This window comes from Flavobacterium sp. KACC 22758 (assembly GCF_028736135.1).
Classification (GTDB): Bacteria; Bacteroidota; Bacteroidia; order Flavobacteriales; family Flavobacteriaceae; genus Flavobacterium; species Flavobacterium johnsoniae.
On sequence record NZ_CP117878.1, the window covers coordinates 4,382,529 to 4,401,771 of the forward strand.

Sequence of the window (19,243 nt, forward strand, 5' to 3'; positions counted from 1 at the left end):
TTGAAATTGATTTTCTAAAACAATGCGAAAATCGATTTTAAAATATCATCATAAACTTGTTTGTCTCTCTCGCCTGCTCTCGCCAAAACCCTTATTCCGGAGTAATTGTTAAAAATAAAACGAGCTAAAGATCTGGCTTCTTGCTTAGACGAAATCTGCCCCAGCTCCTGCCCCTTTTTTACAGCTGTGTAAAAAACTTCTTCCATGATTTTTCGGTTATCGTTTACAATTTTTGCGATATCAGCATCATGCATAGCAAGTTCTACAGCTGAATTTACCATAAAACAACCTTTCGTAATTCGGTCTTCGAGACTTTCTACTACAGCCAGCTTAAAAATTACGCTAAGTGTTTCTTTTATATTTGTTGCTGTTTCGAGTATTTCTTTAATCTTAATATAATTTTCATCATGATATTTTTTTAAAGCTCTGGCAAACAGTTTCTGTTTATCGCCAAAAGTATCATACAAACTCGAACGGCTTAATCCTAAATGATTTACCAAATCCTGAGCAGAAGTTCCGTTATAACCTTTGTACCAAAAAATTTCAATTGCTTTATCTAAAACCTGATCTTCATTAAATTCTTTCGCTCTAGCCATGATATTCAAATTAAATTCTTTTACAAAGATATTAAAAATACGGAACAATCGTTCCTGAATAAGTCAAAAAAATTATAATACTGTATTTACAGTAAGTCCGCCGTCAACAACAATTTCTGTTCCTGTAATAAATGATGAATCATCAGAAGCAAGAAAACTAATTGTTTTTGCAACTTCAGAAGCCTGACCAAAACGTTTCAACAAAATCTTTTCTCCCAAAGCTGCTCCTAAACCTTCTACTTCTTCTTTTTCTAAACCTACTTTACCATACAAAGGGGTTTCAATTGGACCAGGAGAAACTGCATTTACTCTGATTTTTCTTGAAGCTAATTCGGCAGCAAATATTCTGTTTAAAGATAAAACTGCTGCTTTGCTTGCTCCATATACACTTGAACCCGGCATTCCTAATTGAGCATTTACAGAAGTGTTAAAAATAATAGAACCTCCGTCATTTAAAATTGGCAGTACTTTTTGAACTGTAAAATAAACTCCTTTTACATTAACATTCATTATACTGTCATAATGTTCTTCTGAAGCTGAGTCTACCGGAGCAAAAGCAGCAATTCCTGCATTCAGGAATAAAATATCAACTTTCCCAAATTTTGCTTTTACTTCTTCTACTAAATTATCAATTGATTTTAAATCAGATTGGTCTGCCACAATTCCAGTAACATTTAATTCTGTTTCTGCTTTTGCCAAAGCTTCTTTGTTTCTTCCTGTTACAATTACTTTTGCACCTTTTGATGCTAATTCGGCAGCAGCTGCGTACCCAATTCCACTATTTCCACCTGTTACGATTGCTACTTTGTTTTCTAAATTTTTCATTTTATTTGTTATTTAAGTTATTGATTATTCAATTATTATGGTACAAAGATACAATAACGGAACGATCGTTCCGTTATTGTTATTGTTAATTTTTAGTTAAAATAATTACGCGGTTAGAAAAACGCCTATTTACAAGGGCTTATGTCTATGAAACTATAAGCGAAAGAAATTGTAAAATGCCGTTGATTCTTAATTTATGCTTAATTTTGTATTTCAAAAAAAATTATCAGATGGATCGACACGTACCTAAAGAAAGTCCTTTCGAAACGATAATCTCATTTCATAAACTAATTGAATCTTTTGAAGAAATTGCTTTATCTGATGTTGATTACCGATCTAACTATGCCAAAGCCATTTTAAAAGAAATTGATGCTTTTCCGGAATTTAGAACCGGAATTCGTGATCTTAATTCTATTCGAAACAATGAAGCTTTAATTAAAAATATAGCTGCTGATTTATTTCCAACGGCTCTGACTCACAACGAAATAAAAGCAATTACAATTCCGTTTCAAAACATCTCGTTTAATTATACAGAACGTTTCAAAAAAATTCTGCGTAATGCCGGAGATGAATTTTATATGGAAATTCGTGATTTTGATGATCATCAATTTTATGTAAACAACTGTTGTTTGATTTTGGCATATCATTACAATCAAAATGTAGATTTCAGCAAACCTTTTTTCTACGATATTCCTGATGAAGAAGGTGTAGAAAGACATTATAGAATCATGTACAATGCTGATTTCATGGAAATTATTCCTACCGAAAAATCAGTAGAACTTTCACAAGATGACATCGATCAATTGATAGACAACTACAATGATATTGATTTATGGAAATCTAAATTTCCTCCGGGAAGCTGGATTTTAAAAGGTTTTGGAATTGTTTCTTTATTTGATGCTACTACAGAAAGTGCTATTTCTACATTAAAAAGTAATTTATTAAAACCAGACAATACGAGAGTAACTTCTACAGATATTGTAGAAAATATCTTTAGATCTATTTTTAAAATTCCAAGTTTAAAAGTGGGTTTTATAATTTACAATCCTGAGGAAGAAAAGTTTATCAGACCAATGAAGTTTGATAATCATATGGAAAGTTATCTTTTGAAATCAGATCAGGAAATGGATTGCAAAAATGCTTTTTTTGGCTGTTCATTCGAGAATCTTCTGGATAACAAAGAACCTTTTGTCATTTCGAACGTTAAAAAATTTATTGAAGAATCCAGTAATAAAAAACTTGGCGAGCATTTGCTTAAACAAGGTATTCAAAGCTGTGTTTTTGCTCCGGTAATTAAAGACGATCATTTATTAGGAATTGTCGAATTGGTTTCTGAAAACCCTAGAGATTTAAACAGTGTAAATGCAATAAAATTAGATTTGGTTTTACCGTATTTAACTGATACCATCGATCGTTACAATACTGACATGCAGCATCAGATTGAAGCGATTATTCAGCGTGAGTACACAACAATTCACCCAAGTGTATATTGGAAATTTAGAAAAGAGTCACAAAATTACTTTCAAAATATAAGCCATACTAAAGATTACATTTTTAAGGAAATCGTATTTAAAAATGTATTCCCTTTATATGGTCAAATAGATATTAAAGGTTCTTCTGAACATAGAAATGAAACGGTTAAAATTGATTTAAAAAATCAATTGACTGCCTTGTTGGAAATTTTCGACAATCAGGACCCAAATTCTAATCTGGTACTTTTAGAACAAAGAAAATTTGAATTAGAATCGCTTAGAAGTGAATTAGATTTTCCGCTGAAAGCAGATATGGAACAACATATTCAGCGTTATATCGAAGAAGAAATTCACCCGATCCTGAAAAACACAAAAAGCAATGCTAAAAACGAAAAGTTAGAAGAATTGTATTTTGAAAGTCTGGATGAAAAAACAGGAATGTTTTATCAGGAAAGAAAGAAATTTGATAATGCAATGTCGATTATCAATAAAAAACTGGCTTCGGTTTTAGATAAAAAACAAGTTGAAGCACAGCAGATTTATCCGCATTATTACGAGCGTTTTAAAACTGATGGTGTTGAACATAATTTATACATTGGGGCATCGATTTCGCCAACAAAACCCTTTGATATTATGTACCTGCATAATCTGCGTTTATGGCAGCTGCAGACTTTATGCGAAATGGAATTAGAACATCATCAGCTTAAAGAATCGCTTCCGTATGAATTGGATGTGACTTCGCTGATTTTGGTTTTTAGTTCTCCGCTTTCTATTCGTTTTAGAATGGATGAAAAACGTTTTGATGTTGACGGAACCTATAATGCCAGATATGAAGTTGTAAAAAAACGTATCGATAAATCGCATATTAAAGGAACTAACGAACGTATTACTGAAAAAGAGAAAATTACAATTGTTTATTCTCAAAATAGTGAAGAAGCTGAATATTTAAAATACATTAAATATTTACAGCACAAAAAAATTCTTGAACCTTCAATAGAGCAATTTGAAGTCGAAGATCTTCAGGGAGTTTCTGGTTTAAAAGCAATTCGCGTAAAGGTGATTAACAACACCAATGCTTCAAAAATGAAAAAAATTACCTATCAGGATTTATTAGATGAGCTCAACTAAATAGCTGGTCTTTTTTCCATTTAAACACATATAAACATACCAGTTTCTATATAATATTTTAAAAAAGCTTTGTCAAGTTTTAAACTTCGACAAAGCTTTCTGTATTTTGAGCTACATATAAGAGACTAATTTGAAAAACTAAATTGATTTAAAAGCAATTACAAATGAAATTACAGTTATAATTAATCCGAACATGAAAAAGTTGTAAGCAATTCTCAGCAGATTATATTTTCGCTGTAAAACCAATCCAAGGTAATACAAATCTTTAATCATGGTCGAATAAAGATAATCTCGGTCTTTCATCATTTCATTCATTGCCCAATCGTAATCTTCAAGAGGCATTTTATAGAAATTTCCAAAAAACATTAAATTGACTTTTCTGGCTTCAACATCACCTCGTGTAAAAAATCCCGAAGTTACTTTTGGCCTTGTAGAAAGAATTGCAAAAATAATTGTGATAACACTCGACATCAGCATAATAAATGTCGGCACCACCAAATGGGCGTTTTTTGGACTGTCAAGTTTTGGAATAATTGTAGAAAGTGCGATCGAAATAATAATTGCATTTACAGACAATAAAATATTCGCTTTACTATCGGCAATACCGCTTAAACGAGTATGGTTTCCAAGCGTAACACGAAACAAAGTATCAATACCGCGCTCTGGTTTTTCTTTGTCTTTCTTTTTATTGTCTTCTTCAATTGCAGCGGCAGCTTTTAATTCTTGTTTGTTTATTTTTTTCTGAATCAAAAGCAGGTTTTTTTCTTTTAAAGGCTGCCATTTTCTTAAAGCATAATCCGTATAGAACCTGTGTTTATTTAATAAAAAATTCAGATTTTCTTTTGTCCACTCTGCATTTGTAAAACTAACTATTCCTGTGTTTTTTAATTCTAAACGCAGTAATTCGCAGGTTGTCGTATACTCAGTTCCCATTAAATGGGCATAATCTGCATCTTTTATAATTTTTTCTAAATGCGTTTTAGGTTCATATTCTTTTGCCGTAGCCAGAATTAAGCTGGAAACAAGTTCTATAAACTTATCTGATTTTCCTTTTTCTTTTAAAAAATCAGATGCAATTTTTACACTCTTGCTTTCATGGTTTTCATAACCATCAACATATCCTGTGTCATGAAACCAAGCTGCCACTAAAAGTGCCTCTTTATCATCATGTTCAACATCTTCTTTTTTACATAACTCTTTTACCGCAGTAACAACTGTGAAAGTATGGTTAAAATTATGATAAGAATATAAATTAGAAAGTTTATCTTTGAGTAAATTACTGACGAAATCTTCGGATTGTTCTATTAGATTCATAAAAGAATATTTTTACACCACTAAATTATGAAATTGTTTTTGGATAATCATTTTATTGCTAAGATTAAAAACTTTTCATTAGCAATTATAACACTGCTTTTCATTTATTCCTGTGCAACGCGCAAAGCGCAATATGGAAAAAATGTGAGTGCTAACGAAACTGAAAACGCAACAGATACTATAAAAATTGCCCATACTTTTTATCTTGTTGGAGATGCCGGAAATGCTGACGAAGAACAGGCGCAGCAAACATTAGAATTATTGCATGACAGGCTTAAAAAAGCCAGTAAAAAATCGACTCTTCTTTTTTTAGGCGATAATATTTATCCAAAAGGTTTTCCGGCTGATAAAAATGCTGAAGATAAAGAACTTGCAGAAACCAAACTCAAAAATCAGTTAAAACTGGCTAAAGGTTATAAAGGCAAAACCATTTTTATTCCCGGAAATCATGATTGGTACAGCGGTATTAAAGGGCTCGAAAGTCAGGCCGATTTTGTGACAAAAAAACTAGATGATAAAAAAGCATTTCTGCCAAGAAAATCCTGTGCCATTGAAGATGTCAAAATTGATAGCATTACAACGTTAGTAACCATTGACAGTGAATGGTTTCTGGAAGATTGGGATAATCACCCCACTATCAACGACAATTGCGAGATAAAAACCAGAGAAGCTTTTTTTGAGGAGCTTGAAAATATCTTAAATAAAAATCAGGAAAAAACAGTTGTTCTTGCCATTCATCATCCTTTGCTGAGCAACGGAACGCATGGAGGACAATTCTCGTTAGAGAAGCAGTTATTTCCGTTAGAGAAAAAAATTCCGCTTCCGGTAATTGGTTCTTTCATCAATTTACTGAGAAAAACTTCTGGAGTAAGTCCGCAGGATATTCAAAACAAACAATATACTATTTATGCCAAGCGAATTAAAACGCTTTTGCAGAAACAGAAAAATGTAATTGTAGTTTCGGGTCACGATCACAATTTACAATATATCAGCAAAGAAAATATTCAGCAGATTATCAGCGGAGCCGGTTCAAAATCTGAAGCTGCGAGAGCAATCAACGAAAATGATTTTTCATACGGAGGCAATGGTTACGCAGCCTTAACTTTGTATAAAAGCGGCGATGCTAAAGTTTCTTTTTATGGAAATGAAAATAATAAAGAGAAACTGCTTTTTGAAAAAGAAATTATAAAAGCTAAAGAAATCAATTGGGCTTCGGATATTCCGAATAAGTTTCCTTCAAGAATTACAACTTCTATCTATTCAGCCAAAATGACCGATAAAAGTTTGTTTCATAAATTCCTGTTCGGACAGCATTACAGAAAATACTACAGTATGCCAATTGATGTAAAAGCAGCAACTGTAGATACTTTAAAAGGCGGATTGAAACCTATTCGCGAAGGCGGCGGGCATCAATCTGTTTCTTTAAGAATGTCTGATCCAAAAGGACGTGAATACGTATTGCGAGGCATGAAAAAAAGTGCAACGGTATTTTTACAATCTGTGGCTTTTAAAGACCAATATGTAGTAAATGATTTTGAAGATACTTATACAGAAAGTTTCTTGTTTGATTTTTATACAACTTCGCACCCGTATGCTCCGTTTGTAATTGGCAGTATGTCTGATAAGATTGGCGTTTTGCATACTAATCCAATTTTATATTATGTACCAAAACAAAATGGTTTAGGAGAATTTAATGCCGGATTTGGAGACCAGCTTTATATGGTAGAAGAAAGACCGGCTGATAACCATTTAGACGGAAAGAACTTTGGAAATCCAAGTAATATAATTGGTACTGATGATATGATGCTGAATTTACACAAAGATGAAAAATACAGTGTTGATGAAAAGGAATATATAAAAGCCCGTTTGTTTGATATATTAATTGGCGACTGGGACAGACACAGCGACCAATGGCGCTGGGCAGAATTTAAAAAAGACGGTAAAGTTATTTACAGACCAATTCCGCGTGACAGAGATCAGGCTTTTGTAAAGTATGATGGTGCTTTACTTTCTATTTTAATGAATATTCCGGCACTTCGCCATATGAGAAGTTTTAAAGACCGAATTGGCAATGTGAAATGGCTGAGCAGAGAACCGTATCCAATGGATTTGGCTTTTTTAAGAACATCAGGCGAAAAAGAATGGGTTGAACAGGCTAAATTTATTCAGGAAAATTTATCTGACAGCGACATCGAAAATGCTTTTAAAAATATGCCTAAAGAAGTACAGGATGAAACGGTTGCTGAAATTATCCGAAAACTAAAAAACAGGAAAAAAGATCTTCAAAAATATGCTGTTAAATATTCTGATGTTTTAAGTAAAACAGTTATGATTGCCGGAACTGATAAAAAAGATAAATTTGTTTTGAACCATAATGCTAAAAAAAGCATTGAAGTTCAGGTTTACAGAGTTAAAAAAGACGGCGATGAATTGCAATACTCAAAAACACTTACTGATGCTAAGACCAAAAACTTATGGATTTATGGTTTAGATGATAATGATGTTTTTGAAGTAAAAGGCGATCAAAAATCAAAAATTAAAGTTCGTTTAATAGGTGGTCAGAATAATGACACTTACAATATTGAAAACGGAAGAAAGGTTATTGTTTACGATTTTAAATCAAAAGAAAACACTTATAACCTAGATTCTAAAACGCAGACGCAGCTGACAGACGATTATGATGTTAACTTGTATAATTATGAAAAACCGAAATATAACGTAATTTCAGGTCTTCCAAATATTGGATTTAATCCTGATGATGGCGTGAAATTGGGTATTAATTTAAATTATACGGTGAATAATTTCAAGCAGAACCCGTATACGCAAAGACATGTTTTAAATGCCTTTTATTATTTTGCAACTGGTGGTTTAGAATTTAATTATGCCGCACATTTCCCTGGTTTGTTAGGAAAATGGGTTATTGATGTTGAATCACTTTATACTACGCCAAATTTTGCAATGAACTATTTTGGATACGGAAATGAATCTCAATATGATGATGACCTAAGCATGGATTACAACCGTGTTCGTATTCGTAAATTTAATGCTTCTGGAGCCATTAGACACGTTGGAAGATACGGAAGCGAATTTAGCATTCAGCCTATTTTCCAGAGAATGACAGTTGAGGAAACGAGTAATAGATTTATTGACACTCCAAATATTGTAAATCCGGATGTTTTCAGCAGTCAGAATTACGGAAGTTTGAAAGTAAAATATCTTTTTAAAAATTCTGATTTTGCTGCCAAACCAACTCTTGGAATGTATTTTATGATTGCCGGAACTTGGACAACTAATTTAGAGGAAACCAAGAAAAATTTCCCAACGCTTGAAAGTGTTTTAGGTTTTACTCACCGAATTGACAAAAACGGTAAACTGGTTTTAGCAACTTATCTAAAAGGAAAAGCTATTTTAAATAATAACTACGAATTCTACCAAGGTGCTTCACTTGGAGGAGATACTGATTTACGTGGTTTTAGAAATGAACGTTTTTTAGGAAATTCATATTTTTCTCAAAGTTCTGATTTGCGTTTAAGCATAGGCAGAATTAGAAAAACAATTGCTCCGTTTACTTACGGAATTCTAGGCGGTTTTGATTATGGAAGGGTTTGGCTTGACGGCGAAAATTCAAGAAAATGGCATCAGGATTACGGAGGCGGACTTTGGTTAAATGCCATTAATGTTTTAACTGCCAGAATCTCGTACTTTAAATCTCCTGATGAAATTGGACGGGTTATTTTTGGAGCAGCGTACAGCTTTTAAAAAGCTGCTAAGGTTCTAAGATACTAAGATGCTAAGCCGCAATTTCACGATTTTATTTAAATATAATTCGTGAATTCGCGGCTAACTTTTTTATTAACATCTTAGAAACTTAGTGACTTAGAAGCTTAAACTCATAAATATTCCCTCCTATTTTATCAGCTTTTTCATCTGCGATTAAAAGGGTGTTGTTGTCTTTAAAAACGATGGCTTCTTTTTGAGAAAAATGATTTAGATTTAATTCTGTTTGAGTTCCTTTATGAAATAAATCTCCTTTAAAACCTTTAAATAAAAGGACTTTATCATGGCTTAACAAAGCCACTTTTTTTCCGTCAGGACTTATTGATGCACTGGTCAAAACACAATGATTGTAATTATTGCAGGTTTTAAACTCTCCTATTTTTACTGCTTTTTGAGTTCCGGCTGCATTTTTGATTTTGTAGATAAAAGCTGTTCCGTCAAAACCTTTGCTTCTGTTTTTTGTAAAAAGGTAGAAATAACCATTTTGTTCAAAAAAACCTTCAACATCATAAAACATTTCTTTTTTCTTTGGCGGAAATTCAGTTTGTTCAGGATAAGAGAATGAGATTTTATATTCGGCGGAAGCCACATCTTTACTTAACTGATTTTTGGCAATTTTGTAAATACACAAATCTCTGCGTTTGTTATCATTGTTTCCAAAATCCCCAATATAAATATTTCCGGCTTTATCTTTTGTAATATCTTCCCAATCAACATTTGAAGCGTTTGATATTGTAATCGTTTTTTCTAATTTCCCTTTAGAATTGATGGCATAAAGAGCATTTTTATTACCGCTGTCTTCAAGAGTATAAATTATATTGGTTTCGGGAAAATAAGTAATTCCCGAAACTTCTTTTAATTTCTTCGGCAGCGAATAAAGCGTTTTCAAATCGTTGCCTGATTGCTGCTGACAAGCCAATAAAACTATAGAAACAGCTATTAAAAAAGTTTTTTTCATAAGATTGTTTTTTTTTATTCAGCCACAGATTTCAGAGATTATAATGATTAAAGAATTGCAAAAAATCATTTTAATCTGTGAATCCCGATAACTATCGGGAGTAGCTAAAACTTTAAACTAAGTTAGTGTTTTTAAAATTACGGGTAATAAATTCAAAAGCAGCGTGCATGATATGTCCCATTGATTTGGCATTTTTAAATTTCATATCGTTGGTATATCGGTACAATTCCATTTTTAACTGATCTAAATGTTCTTGTGTCGAAATGGTATCGTGGCACATTATGTTCAGTAATTTTTTTATTCTGGTCTCGGCAGAATGAATACGTTTTGCAAGAATTGCTCTTTCTTCGTCTTTGTACTGAATAATTGAACGTTCTTCTAATTTCTCTTTAATCAGTTTAATCATTGGATAATTTTCCTTGAAAAACTGCGGACGATAAACTTTAAAATTACCTTCGTAACACTGCTGGTCAAAATCAATTGGACGTATTTTATAAACTACCTGATCAAAATCGTGAATTGGGACAATTACATAATTGTACGCTCTCATATCGCCCAAGAGCCTAATCATACAGCGTTCGTTGAATTTTACAAACTCTTTCGCTATTTGTGCTTTTTCCATTTCGGTACATTTGTCCAGCAAAGTATCCATAAAAACATCGCCCGGAATCCCAATAATGTGTTCCTCGATTAAAGTATCGTTATAAACCAAAAAGTTGATTTTGTCCGGCGAAAGTATATCTTCTAACTCTAATCCGTAAATTCTCGAAGCATCAGCCTTTTTTATGTAGAAATGAACGTAATTGTCATTTAGAATATTTCTTACTTTAATTCGAAATGGTTTTGAATTTCCAAAAGTGCAATAGTCAATGGCATCAACATTTAGATACTGAATAATCTCATTGTTTCCATCAGAATGTAAAAGAGAATAGATTTTTTTGAGATTTAGATCGATTTCATTTCTTTCAAATTCACTGTAATAAACCCGAATCCATAGAGTATCGGTTTCATTTTTATCATAAACATTAATCGAACCGGAAAACCGCAGTAAGTCATCATAAAACACAGAAACTTTCGAAATACGCTCGAATCTGTCTAAATAACTTAAAAGTGGCTGTGTTAAAGGAAAAGACGGTTTTTTTAACACCATTAAAGGTTCGCTCATTTTGAATATCTTTATTACAAATTTACATCAATAAGATTATAAAAATAAATTTGGCGTAACAATATGTAAGTTGATTCGTCTTACTTAAAACTAAAACCGAAATAAATTTGGAAACCATCCTTACTATTCAGAATCTCAGTAAAAGATACGGGCGAATTCAGGCTCTTAAAAATGTATCTTTTAGCATACAAAAAGGCCATGTCTACGGAATTCTAGGCCCTAACGGAAGCGGAAAATCAACTACTCTTGGAATTGTTTTAAATGTTGTAAACAAAACTTCGGGCGATTATAAGTGGTTTGACGGAAATATTGAAACGCATGAAGCTTTAAAAAAAGTTGGTGCTATTATCGAGCGTCCAAATTTTTATCCATACATGACGGCCGAAGAAAACCTTAAACTGGTTTGTAAAATTAAAAGTATTGATTATTCTAAAATTAAAGAAAAGCTTGATCTTGTTGGTTTAACCGAAAGAAAAGATTCAAAATTCAGCACTTTTTCTTTAGGTATGAAACAGCGTCTGGCTATTGCGTCTGCACTTTTAAATGATCCTGAAATTTTAATTCTCGATGAACCAACAAACGGTTTAGATCCGCAGGGAATTCATCAGATTAGAGATATTATTAAAGAAATTGCTTCGCAGGGAACTACCATTTTACTGGCTTCGCACTTATTAGACGAAGTAGAAAAAGTATGTTCGCACGTTATTGTTTTGCGAAAAGGCGAAGTTTTATATTCTGGTTCTGTAGATGGAATGTCTGCTAATGAAGGTTTCTTTGAAATTTCTTCAAATGATAACGCTGCATTGAAATCTGTTTTAGAAGGGCATCAGGCAGTAGCACAAATTAAAGATGAAGACGGAAAGGTTCTGGTGTATTTAAAATCTGACTTATCAGCTTCAGAATTGAATCAGTTTTTATTCTCAAAAAACATTGTTTTAAGTCATTTGATAAAACGTAAAAATAGTCTGGAAGCACAGTTTTTAGAATTAACCAAAAATACCAATCCAAAAATCTAACTAAGCCATGAACAGACTTATCTCTATAGAATTGCAAAAAATCTGGATGAACAAAGCCAGCCGCATCTTAACATTAACGTATTTTATCCTGCTTTCTTTTATCGCTTTAATTGCCTCAATTAAATTTGATATTGGTCCATTCAAATTTCATTTGGCCGAAATGGGAATCTTTAATTTTCCTTTTATATGGCATTTTAATACTTATGTAGCAGCTATCTTAAAATTGTTTCTTGCTATTGTAATTGTTTCTATGATGGCTAACGAATACAGCTATGGAACATTAAAACAAAACCTGATTGATGGTTTAAGTAAAAAAGAATTTATACTCTCAAAATTCCTTACAGTTGTTTTATTTGCATTTATCTCAACTGTTTTCATTTTTGTTATGAGTTTAATATTGGGATTGATTTTCTCTTCATACACTGAAATTGGTATTATTTTTAGCGATTTAGGTTATCTTCTTGCCTTTTTTGTAAAATTAACCGGATTCTTTTCTTTCTGCTTATTCCTTGGGATTTTAGTAAAACGCTCTGCTTTTGCATTAGGTTTTCTTTTAGTGTGGAATATAATCGAAACCATAATTAGAGGTTTCTTAGCTTTTAAGGTTTTTCCGGGAAGTGATATCGACAAAAAAATTACTCAGTTTCTTCCTTTAGAATCTATGTCAAATTTAATTGTTAATCCAGGTCCAAGATTATCTCTATTAAAAAATATTGGATCTCAAATGGGAATTGATACTGATATCGATTATAGTGTAAGCTATTTTGCAATTCTAATTGTATTAGTCTGGACATTTTTATTCATATACTTTTCTTACAAACTATTAAAAAATCGAGATTTATAGTATATTTGCTATACTATGAATTATGCAAGAAGTTTTTTTATTATTCTATTTTTATGCATTTCATCTTTAACGATGAATGCTCAAGTTATAACTATTGATGATACAAAAACACCACAGCAGCTCATTGAAGATGTTTTAGTTAACAGCTCGTGTGCTGCTGCCTCGAATTCCACCGGAAAAGGCGATACTTTTAGACCCGGAAAACAAAGCTTTGCTTATTTCAACAGAAACGGAACGAGTTTTCCTTTTGAAGAAGGAATAATTTTAGCAACGTCAACAGCTCAAAATGCGAGCGGTCACTTTGTCAGCAATCCAAATGATGGTGCTGATGACAGTGTTTTATGGGGTCGCGATACCGATTTGGATCAAACATTAGGTATAAATTCGATAAACACAACAGTTCTCGAATTTGACTTTATTGCAAATACAAATTCTTTGAGTTTTAATTATATTTTCGCTTCAAATGAATATCAATATAATTTTCCCTGTACCTATTCTGATGGATTTGCTTTTTTAATCAAAGAAGAAGGAACAGCTGATCCTTATAAAAATTTAGCCGTAATACCCAATACAAATATTCCTGTTTCTTCTGTAAATATTCACCCGAAAATTGAACCGGGAGTAAGTGTGGGAGGCATTAGTTATCAAGGCTGCGCAGCTTCAAACGAAAGTTACTTTAACGGTCTAAATACAAATACAAGTCCAATAAATTTTGCAGGGCAAACCGTTGTAATGACTGCTTACAGTACAGTAACTGCAGGAAAAAAATACCATGTAAAACTCGTAATTGGAGATGCTGATGTTAGATATCAGACTTCGGCAATTTTCCTTGAAGCTGGAAGTTTTGCTTCAAAAATTGCTCTTGGAGAAGATCGTACAATTACAAATAACAATCCGGCATGTTTTGGAGAAAAAATTACTTTAGACAGTAAACTATCATCTGCTGATTATACTTTTAAATGGTATAAAAAAGAAAACCCTGCTGTTAATCTAAGTTCAGCTTCAACTTATGATGTTACAGCCACAGGAAATTATGTCGTTGAAGCCACCGCAATAGGGACAACTTGTGTATTATCAGGAGAAATAAAAATTGATTATGCTCCTGAAATCCTTTCAACAAATACTACACTTTTACAGTGTGATGATAATACAGATGGGATTTCGATTTTCAACTTAAGCAAAGCCAATAATATTGTAAAAAACAATGTTACCAGCATTACTAATGAAGGATATTATGTAACATTAGCCGATGCTCAGACAAAAAACAACAAAATAACAACGCCTAATAATTATACCAATACGGCAAACAATCAAGTTGTATATGCTCGTTTAGAAAATCAATTTGAATGTTTTAAAATTGCCGAAGTAACATTACAAATCGCTGCAACATCAATTGCTGATCCTGCTCCTATAAGTACTTGTGATGGAGATGAAACCCAGGATGGACTGTATCAGTTTGATCTTAATGCTGAAGTTACTCCGAAAATCACGGCAGGACTTCCGAGTGGTTTAACTGTAAATTATTATTTGACTGCCAATGATGCTTTAACAGAAACAAACCCGCAATTAAATATCTTTAAAAACACAACTCCTTATAATCAAACTATTTACGCCCGAGTTGTAAATGGCCCGGATTGTTATGATGTTGTACCTGTTCCTCTTGTGGTAAATACTTTTGATCCGCCAAATTTTGAAAATGAATCTAAGTTTTTATGCAAAAATGATCAAATCACTTTAACCGTTGCAACTGGATTCAGCAGTTATTTGTGGAGTAATGGAGAAACTTCAAATTCAACAATAATTACTACTCCCGGCGATTACTCCGTAACAGTAAAAGATGCAAACGGCTGTGAAAAAACTAAAAAATTTAAAGTCATATTATCAGAACCTGCTACAATAACAAATGCTGCTGTTAAAGATTTTTCCGGAAATGACAATTCTGTTTTAATAGAATATACCGGAACCGGAAACTACGAATTCTCTTTAGACGGATTAACTTTTCAAGATAATCCTTTGTTTAGAGCTGTTGCAACAGGAACTTATAATGCAATTGCAAGAGATAAAAATGGCTGCGGATTATCAAATTCATTTTTGTTATATGTTTTAGATTATCCTAGATTTTTTACTCCAAACGGAGACGGTTATAATGACTTATGGGTTATCGAAGATTCTAATGTACTGCCTAATTACACAATTCATATTTTTGACCGCTATGGGAAATTTTTAAAAGAGATGAATCAAAACAGTCCAGGCTGGAACGGGTTATTTAATGGACAGCAGCTTCCGTCTGATGATTATTGGTTTACTTTGACCTTTGCAGACGGCAGAAATGTAAAAGGACATTTTAGCTTGAAAAGATAATGTATTTAAATTTCAATACTTGAAATTCTAAAGTCCGAACTATACCTTAAAAAAAAATCCCAAACTCCTACTGGAATTTGGGATTTTTTATATTGAAAGTTAAAACTAATTAGATTTTATATCTTTTTCTATCAGTTTCACTTAAGTAAATCTTTCTTAAACGAAGAGATTTTGGAGTAACTTCAACATACTCATCTTTTTGAATGTACTCTAAAGCTTCTTCTAAAGAGAATTTGATAGCTGGAATAATTCTAGCTTTATCATCTGCTCCAGAAGAACGTACGTTAGATAGTTTTTTCGTTTTAGTAACGTTAACCGTCATATCGTCACTACGAGTGTTTTCTCCGATTACCTGACCTTCATAGATATCCTCGTTAGGATCAACGAAGAATTTACCACGATCTTGTAATTTATCGATAGAGTAAGGAATTGCTTTTCCGTTTTCCATAGAGATTAATGAACCATTGTTACGTCCAGGAATTTCTCCTTTATATGGTTCGTACCCAATGAAACGGTGTGCCATAATAGCCTCACCAGCAGTTGCAGTAAGCAATTGATTTCTTAAACCGATAATTCCACGAGATGGAATGTTAAATTTAATGATCATACGCTCACCTTTACCTTCCATAGAAAGCATTTCACCTTTACGGATTGTTACAAATTCAACCGCTCTACCTGAAAGATTTTCTGGTAAATCGATAGTTAATTCCTCAATTGGCTCACATTTAACACCATCAACTTCTTTGATGATAACTTGCGGCTGACCAATTTGAAGCTCATACCCTTCTCTTCTCATTGTTTCGATAAGAACAGATAAGTGAAGTACACCACGACCAAAAACCATGAATTTATCAGCAGAATCAGTTTCTCCAACTTTCATCGCTAAGTTTTTCTCAAGCTCTTTTGTTAATCTTTCACGGATATGTCTAGAAGTAACAAATTTACCTTCTTTACCAAAGAAAGGAGAATCGTTAATTGTAAACAACATACTCATTGTTGGCTCATCGATAGCAATTGTTTGTAAAGCTTCCGGGTTTTCAAAATCTGCGATAGTATCACCAATTTCGAAACCTTCAATACCTACAACAGCACAAATATCTCCAGCAACAACTTCTTCAACTTTTCTACGGCCTAAACCTTCGAAAGTGTGTAATTCTTTAATTCTTGATTTGATAACTTTACCATCTCTTTTTACTAAAGAAATTGGCATTCCTTCTTTCAAAGTACCTCTTTCAAGACGTCCGATAGCGATACGACCTGTAAAAGAAGAGAAATCTAAAGATGTAATCAACATTTGTGGAGTACCTTCAGAAACTTTAGGAGCAGGAACATTAGCAATAACCATGTCTAATAAAGGCTCTATGTTTTCTGTTTGGTTTTTCCAGTCATCAGACATCCAGTTGTTTTTAGCAGAACCGTAAACAGCAGGGAAATCTAATTGCTCTTCTGTAGCACCTAATTCAAACATTAAGTCAAAAACTTTTTCGTGTACTTCTTCCGGAGTACAGTTTTCTTTATCAACTTTATTAATTACAACGCATGGTTTTAAACCTAAGTCAATAGCCTTTTGCAATACGAAACGCGTTTGCGGCATCGGCCCTTCAAAAGCATCTACCAGCAAACATACACCATCGGCCATGTTCAATACACGCTCAACTTCACCTCCAAAATCCGCGTGGCCTGGAGTGTCGATAATGTTGATTTTTGTTCCTTTGTACTGAACAGAAACGTTTTTAGAAGTAATAGTAATACCTCTCTCACGCTCTAAATCGTTATTATCAAGAATTAAATCACCTGTATTTTCGTTTTCACGAAATAATTGACAGTGATACATAATTTTATCAACCAAAGTGGTTTTACCGTGATCGACGTGGGCAATAATTGCAATATTTCTAATAGATTCCATTTGTGATTTTTAATGGGTGCAAAAGTACACTTTATTTTCTAAAAAAAAATGTTTCTGCGATAGTTTGCGTATATACAAGTAATTAGTTCATTAAAACAGTGTTAATTTACCCTCCAAAATGAACTTTACTTATTGTTTAATTATAGTTAATTTAACTATATTTGAGTGATGAAAAGTAAAACTCTCCAAATTACTCTTGTTTACGTTATCATATCGCTAATTATGGCAATTGTATGTCATAATTTAATAACTGACTACTTTTTTCAAACTAAATACTCTTATTTATTTTTCATAAAAGATGTTTTTTTCATAATAGCTACTGCATTTATTTTCAAATACATACTTTCAAGAAACGAAAAGAAAAATATTTCAGTTTTTAAAAAATTAAAAAAAACAAATGAAGAAATAAAAGAGTCGAATGAAAAATATGACATAGTTGCAAAAGCAACAAGCGATACTATTTGGGACTGGAAAATACAGGAAGACCGAATAAATTGGAACAAAGGCATCGAGGGTATTTTTGGCTATAATCCGGAAGAAGTTGGAAAAACTTCAAAATGGTGGTTTGATAAAATTCACCCGGAAGATAGTATCCGAATGTCAATAAAACTATATTCATTTATTGAACAAAAAACTGAAAAATGGCAGGATCAATATCGATTTAGATGTGCAGACGGAACATATAAATATGTATTGGACAGAGGTTTTTTACTTAAAGATGAAAACGGAAGAGCTATCAGAATGATTGGAGCGATTCAGGACATCACCAAACAAAAAGAGGAAGAACAGCGATTAAAACTTTTAGAAACTGTAATTACACAATCTAAAGACTCTATTCTTATTACCGAAGCTAATTCTGAAGATCGAAAAATCCCAAGAATAGTGTATGTTAATCCCGCATTCTCTCAAATGTCCGGGTACGAGTCAAACGAAATAATTGGAAAATCTACCAATATATTCAAAGGACCAAAATCAGATTCAGAAGAATTAAAAAAACTTTTAAGAGCTATTAAAAACGAAGAAGAATGTGTTATAGAAACCATAACCTATACAAAATCTAAGGAAGAATATTGGGTGCGTTTTGCCATGATTCCAATTTTCAACAACGAAGGTATAATTACACACTGGATTTCTATACAACGAGACATTACTGACGAGAAAAAGCTGGAAACAGAAAAAGAACATCTTATTCGTGAACTTACACAAAACAATAAAGATTTAAAACAGTTCTCTTACATCACCTCACACAATCTTCGTGCACCATTATCAAATTTAATTGGACTTTTAAATCTTATAGAAGATATTCCAATTGAAAACGAGGAACTTGAAGAAATTCTGGCAGGTTTCACAAAATCAACTCATTTATTAAATGAAACAATAAACGACTTGGTAAAAGTTATCATAATAAAAGACAACCCATCAATGCAAAAAGAGGAGGTTTCTTTAAAAGAGGTTTTTGAAAATGTTTTTAGCCAATTGTCTTTTCAAATCGAACTTCACAAACCTATTATAAAACTTAAATTTGACAAAGTACCGCTTTTAAATACAAATAAAGCGTATATTGAAAGTATTTTACTGAATTTACTAACCAATTCAATTAAATACAAATCAGAAAACAGAAAACTAAAAATATCAATTACTGCTGAGCAAATAGATCATCAGGCGATACTTACGTTCAAAGACAATGGAATTGGGATTGATTTAGAAAGAAACAAAGACAAAGTTTTTGGTCTTTACCAAAGATTTCATAATTATCCCGACAGCAAAGGACTAGGTTTATATCTTGTAAAATCTCAGGTCGAAACCATGGGAGGAACAATTTCTATAGACAGTGAAGTTAACAAAGGCACCACATTTACTATAACTTTTAAAAACTAAATT

The 19,243-nt window shown here is 32.5% G+C and carries 12 protein-coding genes; 6 read left to right on the forward strand and 6 right to left on the reverse strand.

Annotation, left to right across the window (positions count from 1 at the left end; all coding sequences use genetic code 11):
- Positions 1–14: 14 nt before the first annotated feature.
- On the reverse strand, positions 15–596 hold the full coding sequence (locus tag PQ462_RS18305; protein ID WP_274251089.1) for a TetR/AcrR family transcriptional regulator: 582 nt from the start codon (positions 594–596) through the stop codon (positions 15–17).
- 72 nt (positions 597–668) lie between these two features.
- Positions 669–1,421, reverse strand: a complete 753-nt coding sequence (locus PQ462_RS18310; RefSeq protein ID WP_012026891.1) for an SDR family oxidoreductase — start codon at positions 1,419–1,421, stop codon at positions 669–671.
- Positions 1,422–1,651: 230 nt separating this feature from the next.
- Here PQ462_RS18310 and PQ462_RS18315 point away from each other — a divergent pair, with 230 nt between their 5' ends.
- A complete protein-coding gene (locus PQ462_RS18315) occupies positions 1,652–4,021 on the forward strand; it encodes a GAF domain-containing protein (protein ID WP_274251090.1) in 2,370 nt (789 codons plus the stop codon).
- A gap of 138 nt (positions 4,022–4,159) precedes the next feature.
- Here the strand turns inward: PQ462_RS18315 and PQ462_RS18320 are convergent, their stop codons facing one another.
- Positions 4,160–5,335 (reverse strand): Pycsar system effector family protein, encoded by a 1,176-nt coding sequence (locus PQ462_RS18320; RefSeq protein ID WP_274251091.1) that lies wholly within the window; start codon positions 5,333–5,335, stop codon positions 4,160–4,162.
- Positions 5,336–5,362: 27 nt separating this feature from the next.
- Between PQ462_RS18320 and PQ462_RS18325 the strand changes: the two genes are divergently transcribed.
- The gene (locus tag PQ462_RS18325) at positions 5,363–9,094 is read left to right on the forward strand and encodes a metallophosphoesterase (protein WP_274251092.1); all 3,732 of its coding nucleotides are present in this window, start codon (positions 5,363–5,365) and stop codon (positions 9,092–9,094) included.
- Positions 9,095–9,203: 109 nt separating this feature from the next.
- On the opposite strand, the gene PQ462_RS18330 is transcribed toward PQ462_RS18325, so the two are convergent.
- Entirely contained in the window at positions 9,204–10,070 is an 867-nt protein-coding gene (locus PQ462_RS18330; RefSeq protein WP_274251093.1) for a hypothetical protein, read from the reverse strand.
- Positions 10,071–10,182: 112 nt separating this feature from the next.
- Positions 10,183–11,235 carry a hypothetical protein gene (locus PQ462_RS18335; RefSeq protein ID WP_012026896.1) on the reverse strand — a complete coding sequence of 351 codons (1,053 nt, stop codon included), beginning with the start codon at positions 11,233–11,235 and terminating at the stop codon, positions 10,183–10,185.
- A gap of 107 nt (positions 11,236–11,342) precedes the next feature.
- On the opposite strand from PQ462_RS18335, the gene PQ462_RS18340 reads away from it, so the two are divergent.
- From PQ462_RS18340 to PQ462_RS18350, 3 genes are all read left to right on the forward strand, one after another.
- Positions 11,343–12,251 (forward strand): ABC transporter ATP-binding protein, encoded by a 909-nt coding sequence (locus tag PQ462_RS18340; RefSeq protein ID WP_274251094.1) that lies wholly within the window; start codon positions 11,343–11,345, stop codon positions 12,249–12,251.
- Between the two features lie 7 nt (positions 12,252–12,258).
- On the forward strand, positions 12,259–13,095 hold the full coding sequence (locus PQ462_RS18345) for an ABC transporter permease (RefSeq protein WP_274251095.1): 837 nt from the start codon (positions 12,259–12,261) through the stop codon (positions 13,093–13,095).
- A 72-nt stretch (positions 13,096–13,167) separates the two neighbouring features.
- Entirely contained in the window at positions 13,168–15,456 is a 2,289-nt protein-coding gene (locus PQ462_RS18350) for a T9SS type B sorting domain-containing protein (RefSeq protein ID WP_274251096.1), read from the forward strand.
- Between the two features lie 109 nt (positions 15,457–15,565).
- Here the strand turns inward: PQ462_RS18350 and typA are convergent, their stop codons facing one another.
- Positions 15,566–17,362, reverse strand: coding sequence for a translational GTPase TypA (typA, locus tag PQ462_RS18355; RefSeq protein WP_012026900.1), 1,797 nt, complete (start codon positions 17,360–17,362; stop codon positions 15,566–15,568).
- Positions 17,363–17,530: 168 nt separating this feature from the next.
- Between typA and PQ462_RS18360 the strand changes: the two genes are divergently transcribed.
- The gene (locus tag PQ462_RS18360; protein WP_274251097.1) at positions 17,531–19,240 is read left to right on the forward strand and encodes a PAS domain-containing sensor histidine kinase; all 1,710 of its coding nucleotides are present in this window, start codon (positions 17,531–17,533) and stop codon (positions 19,238–19,240) included.
- Positions 19,241–19,243 lie beyond the last annotated feature (3 nt).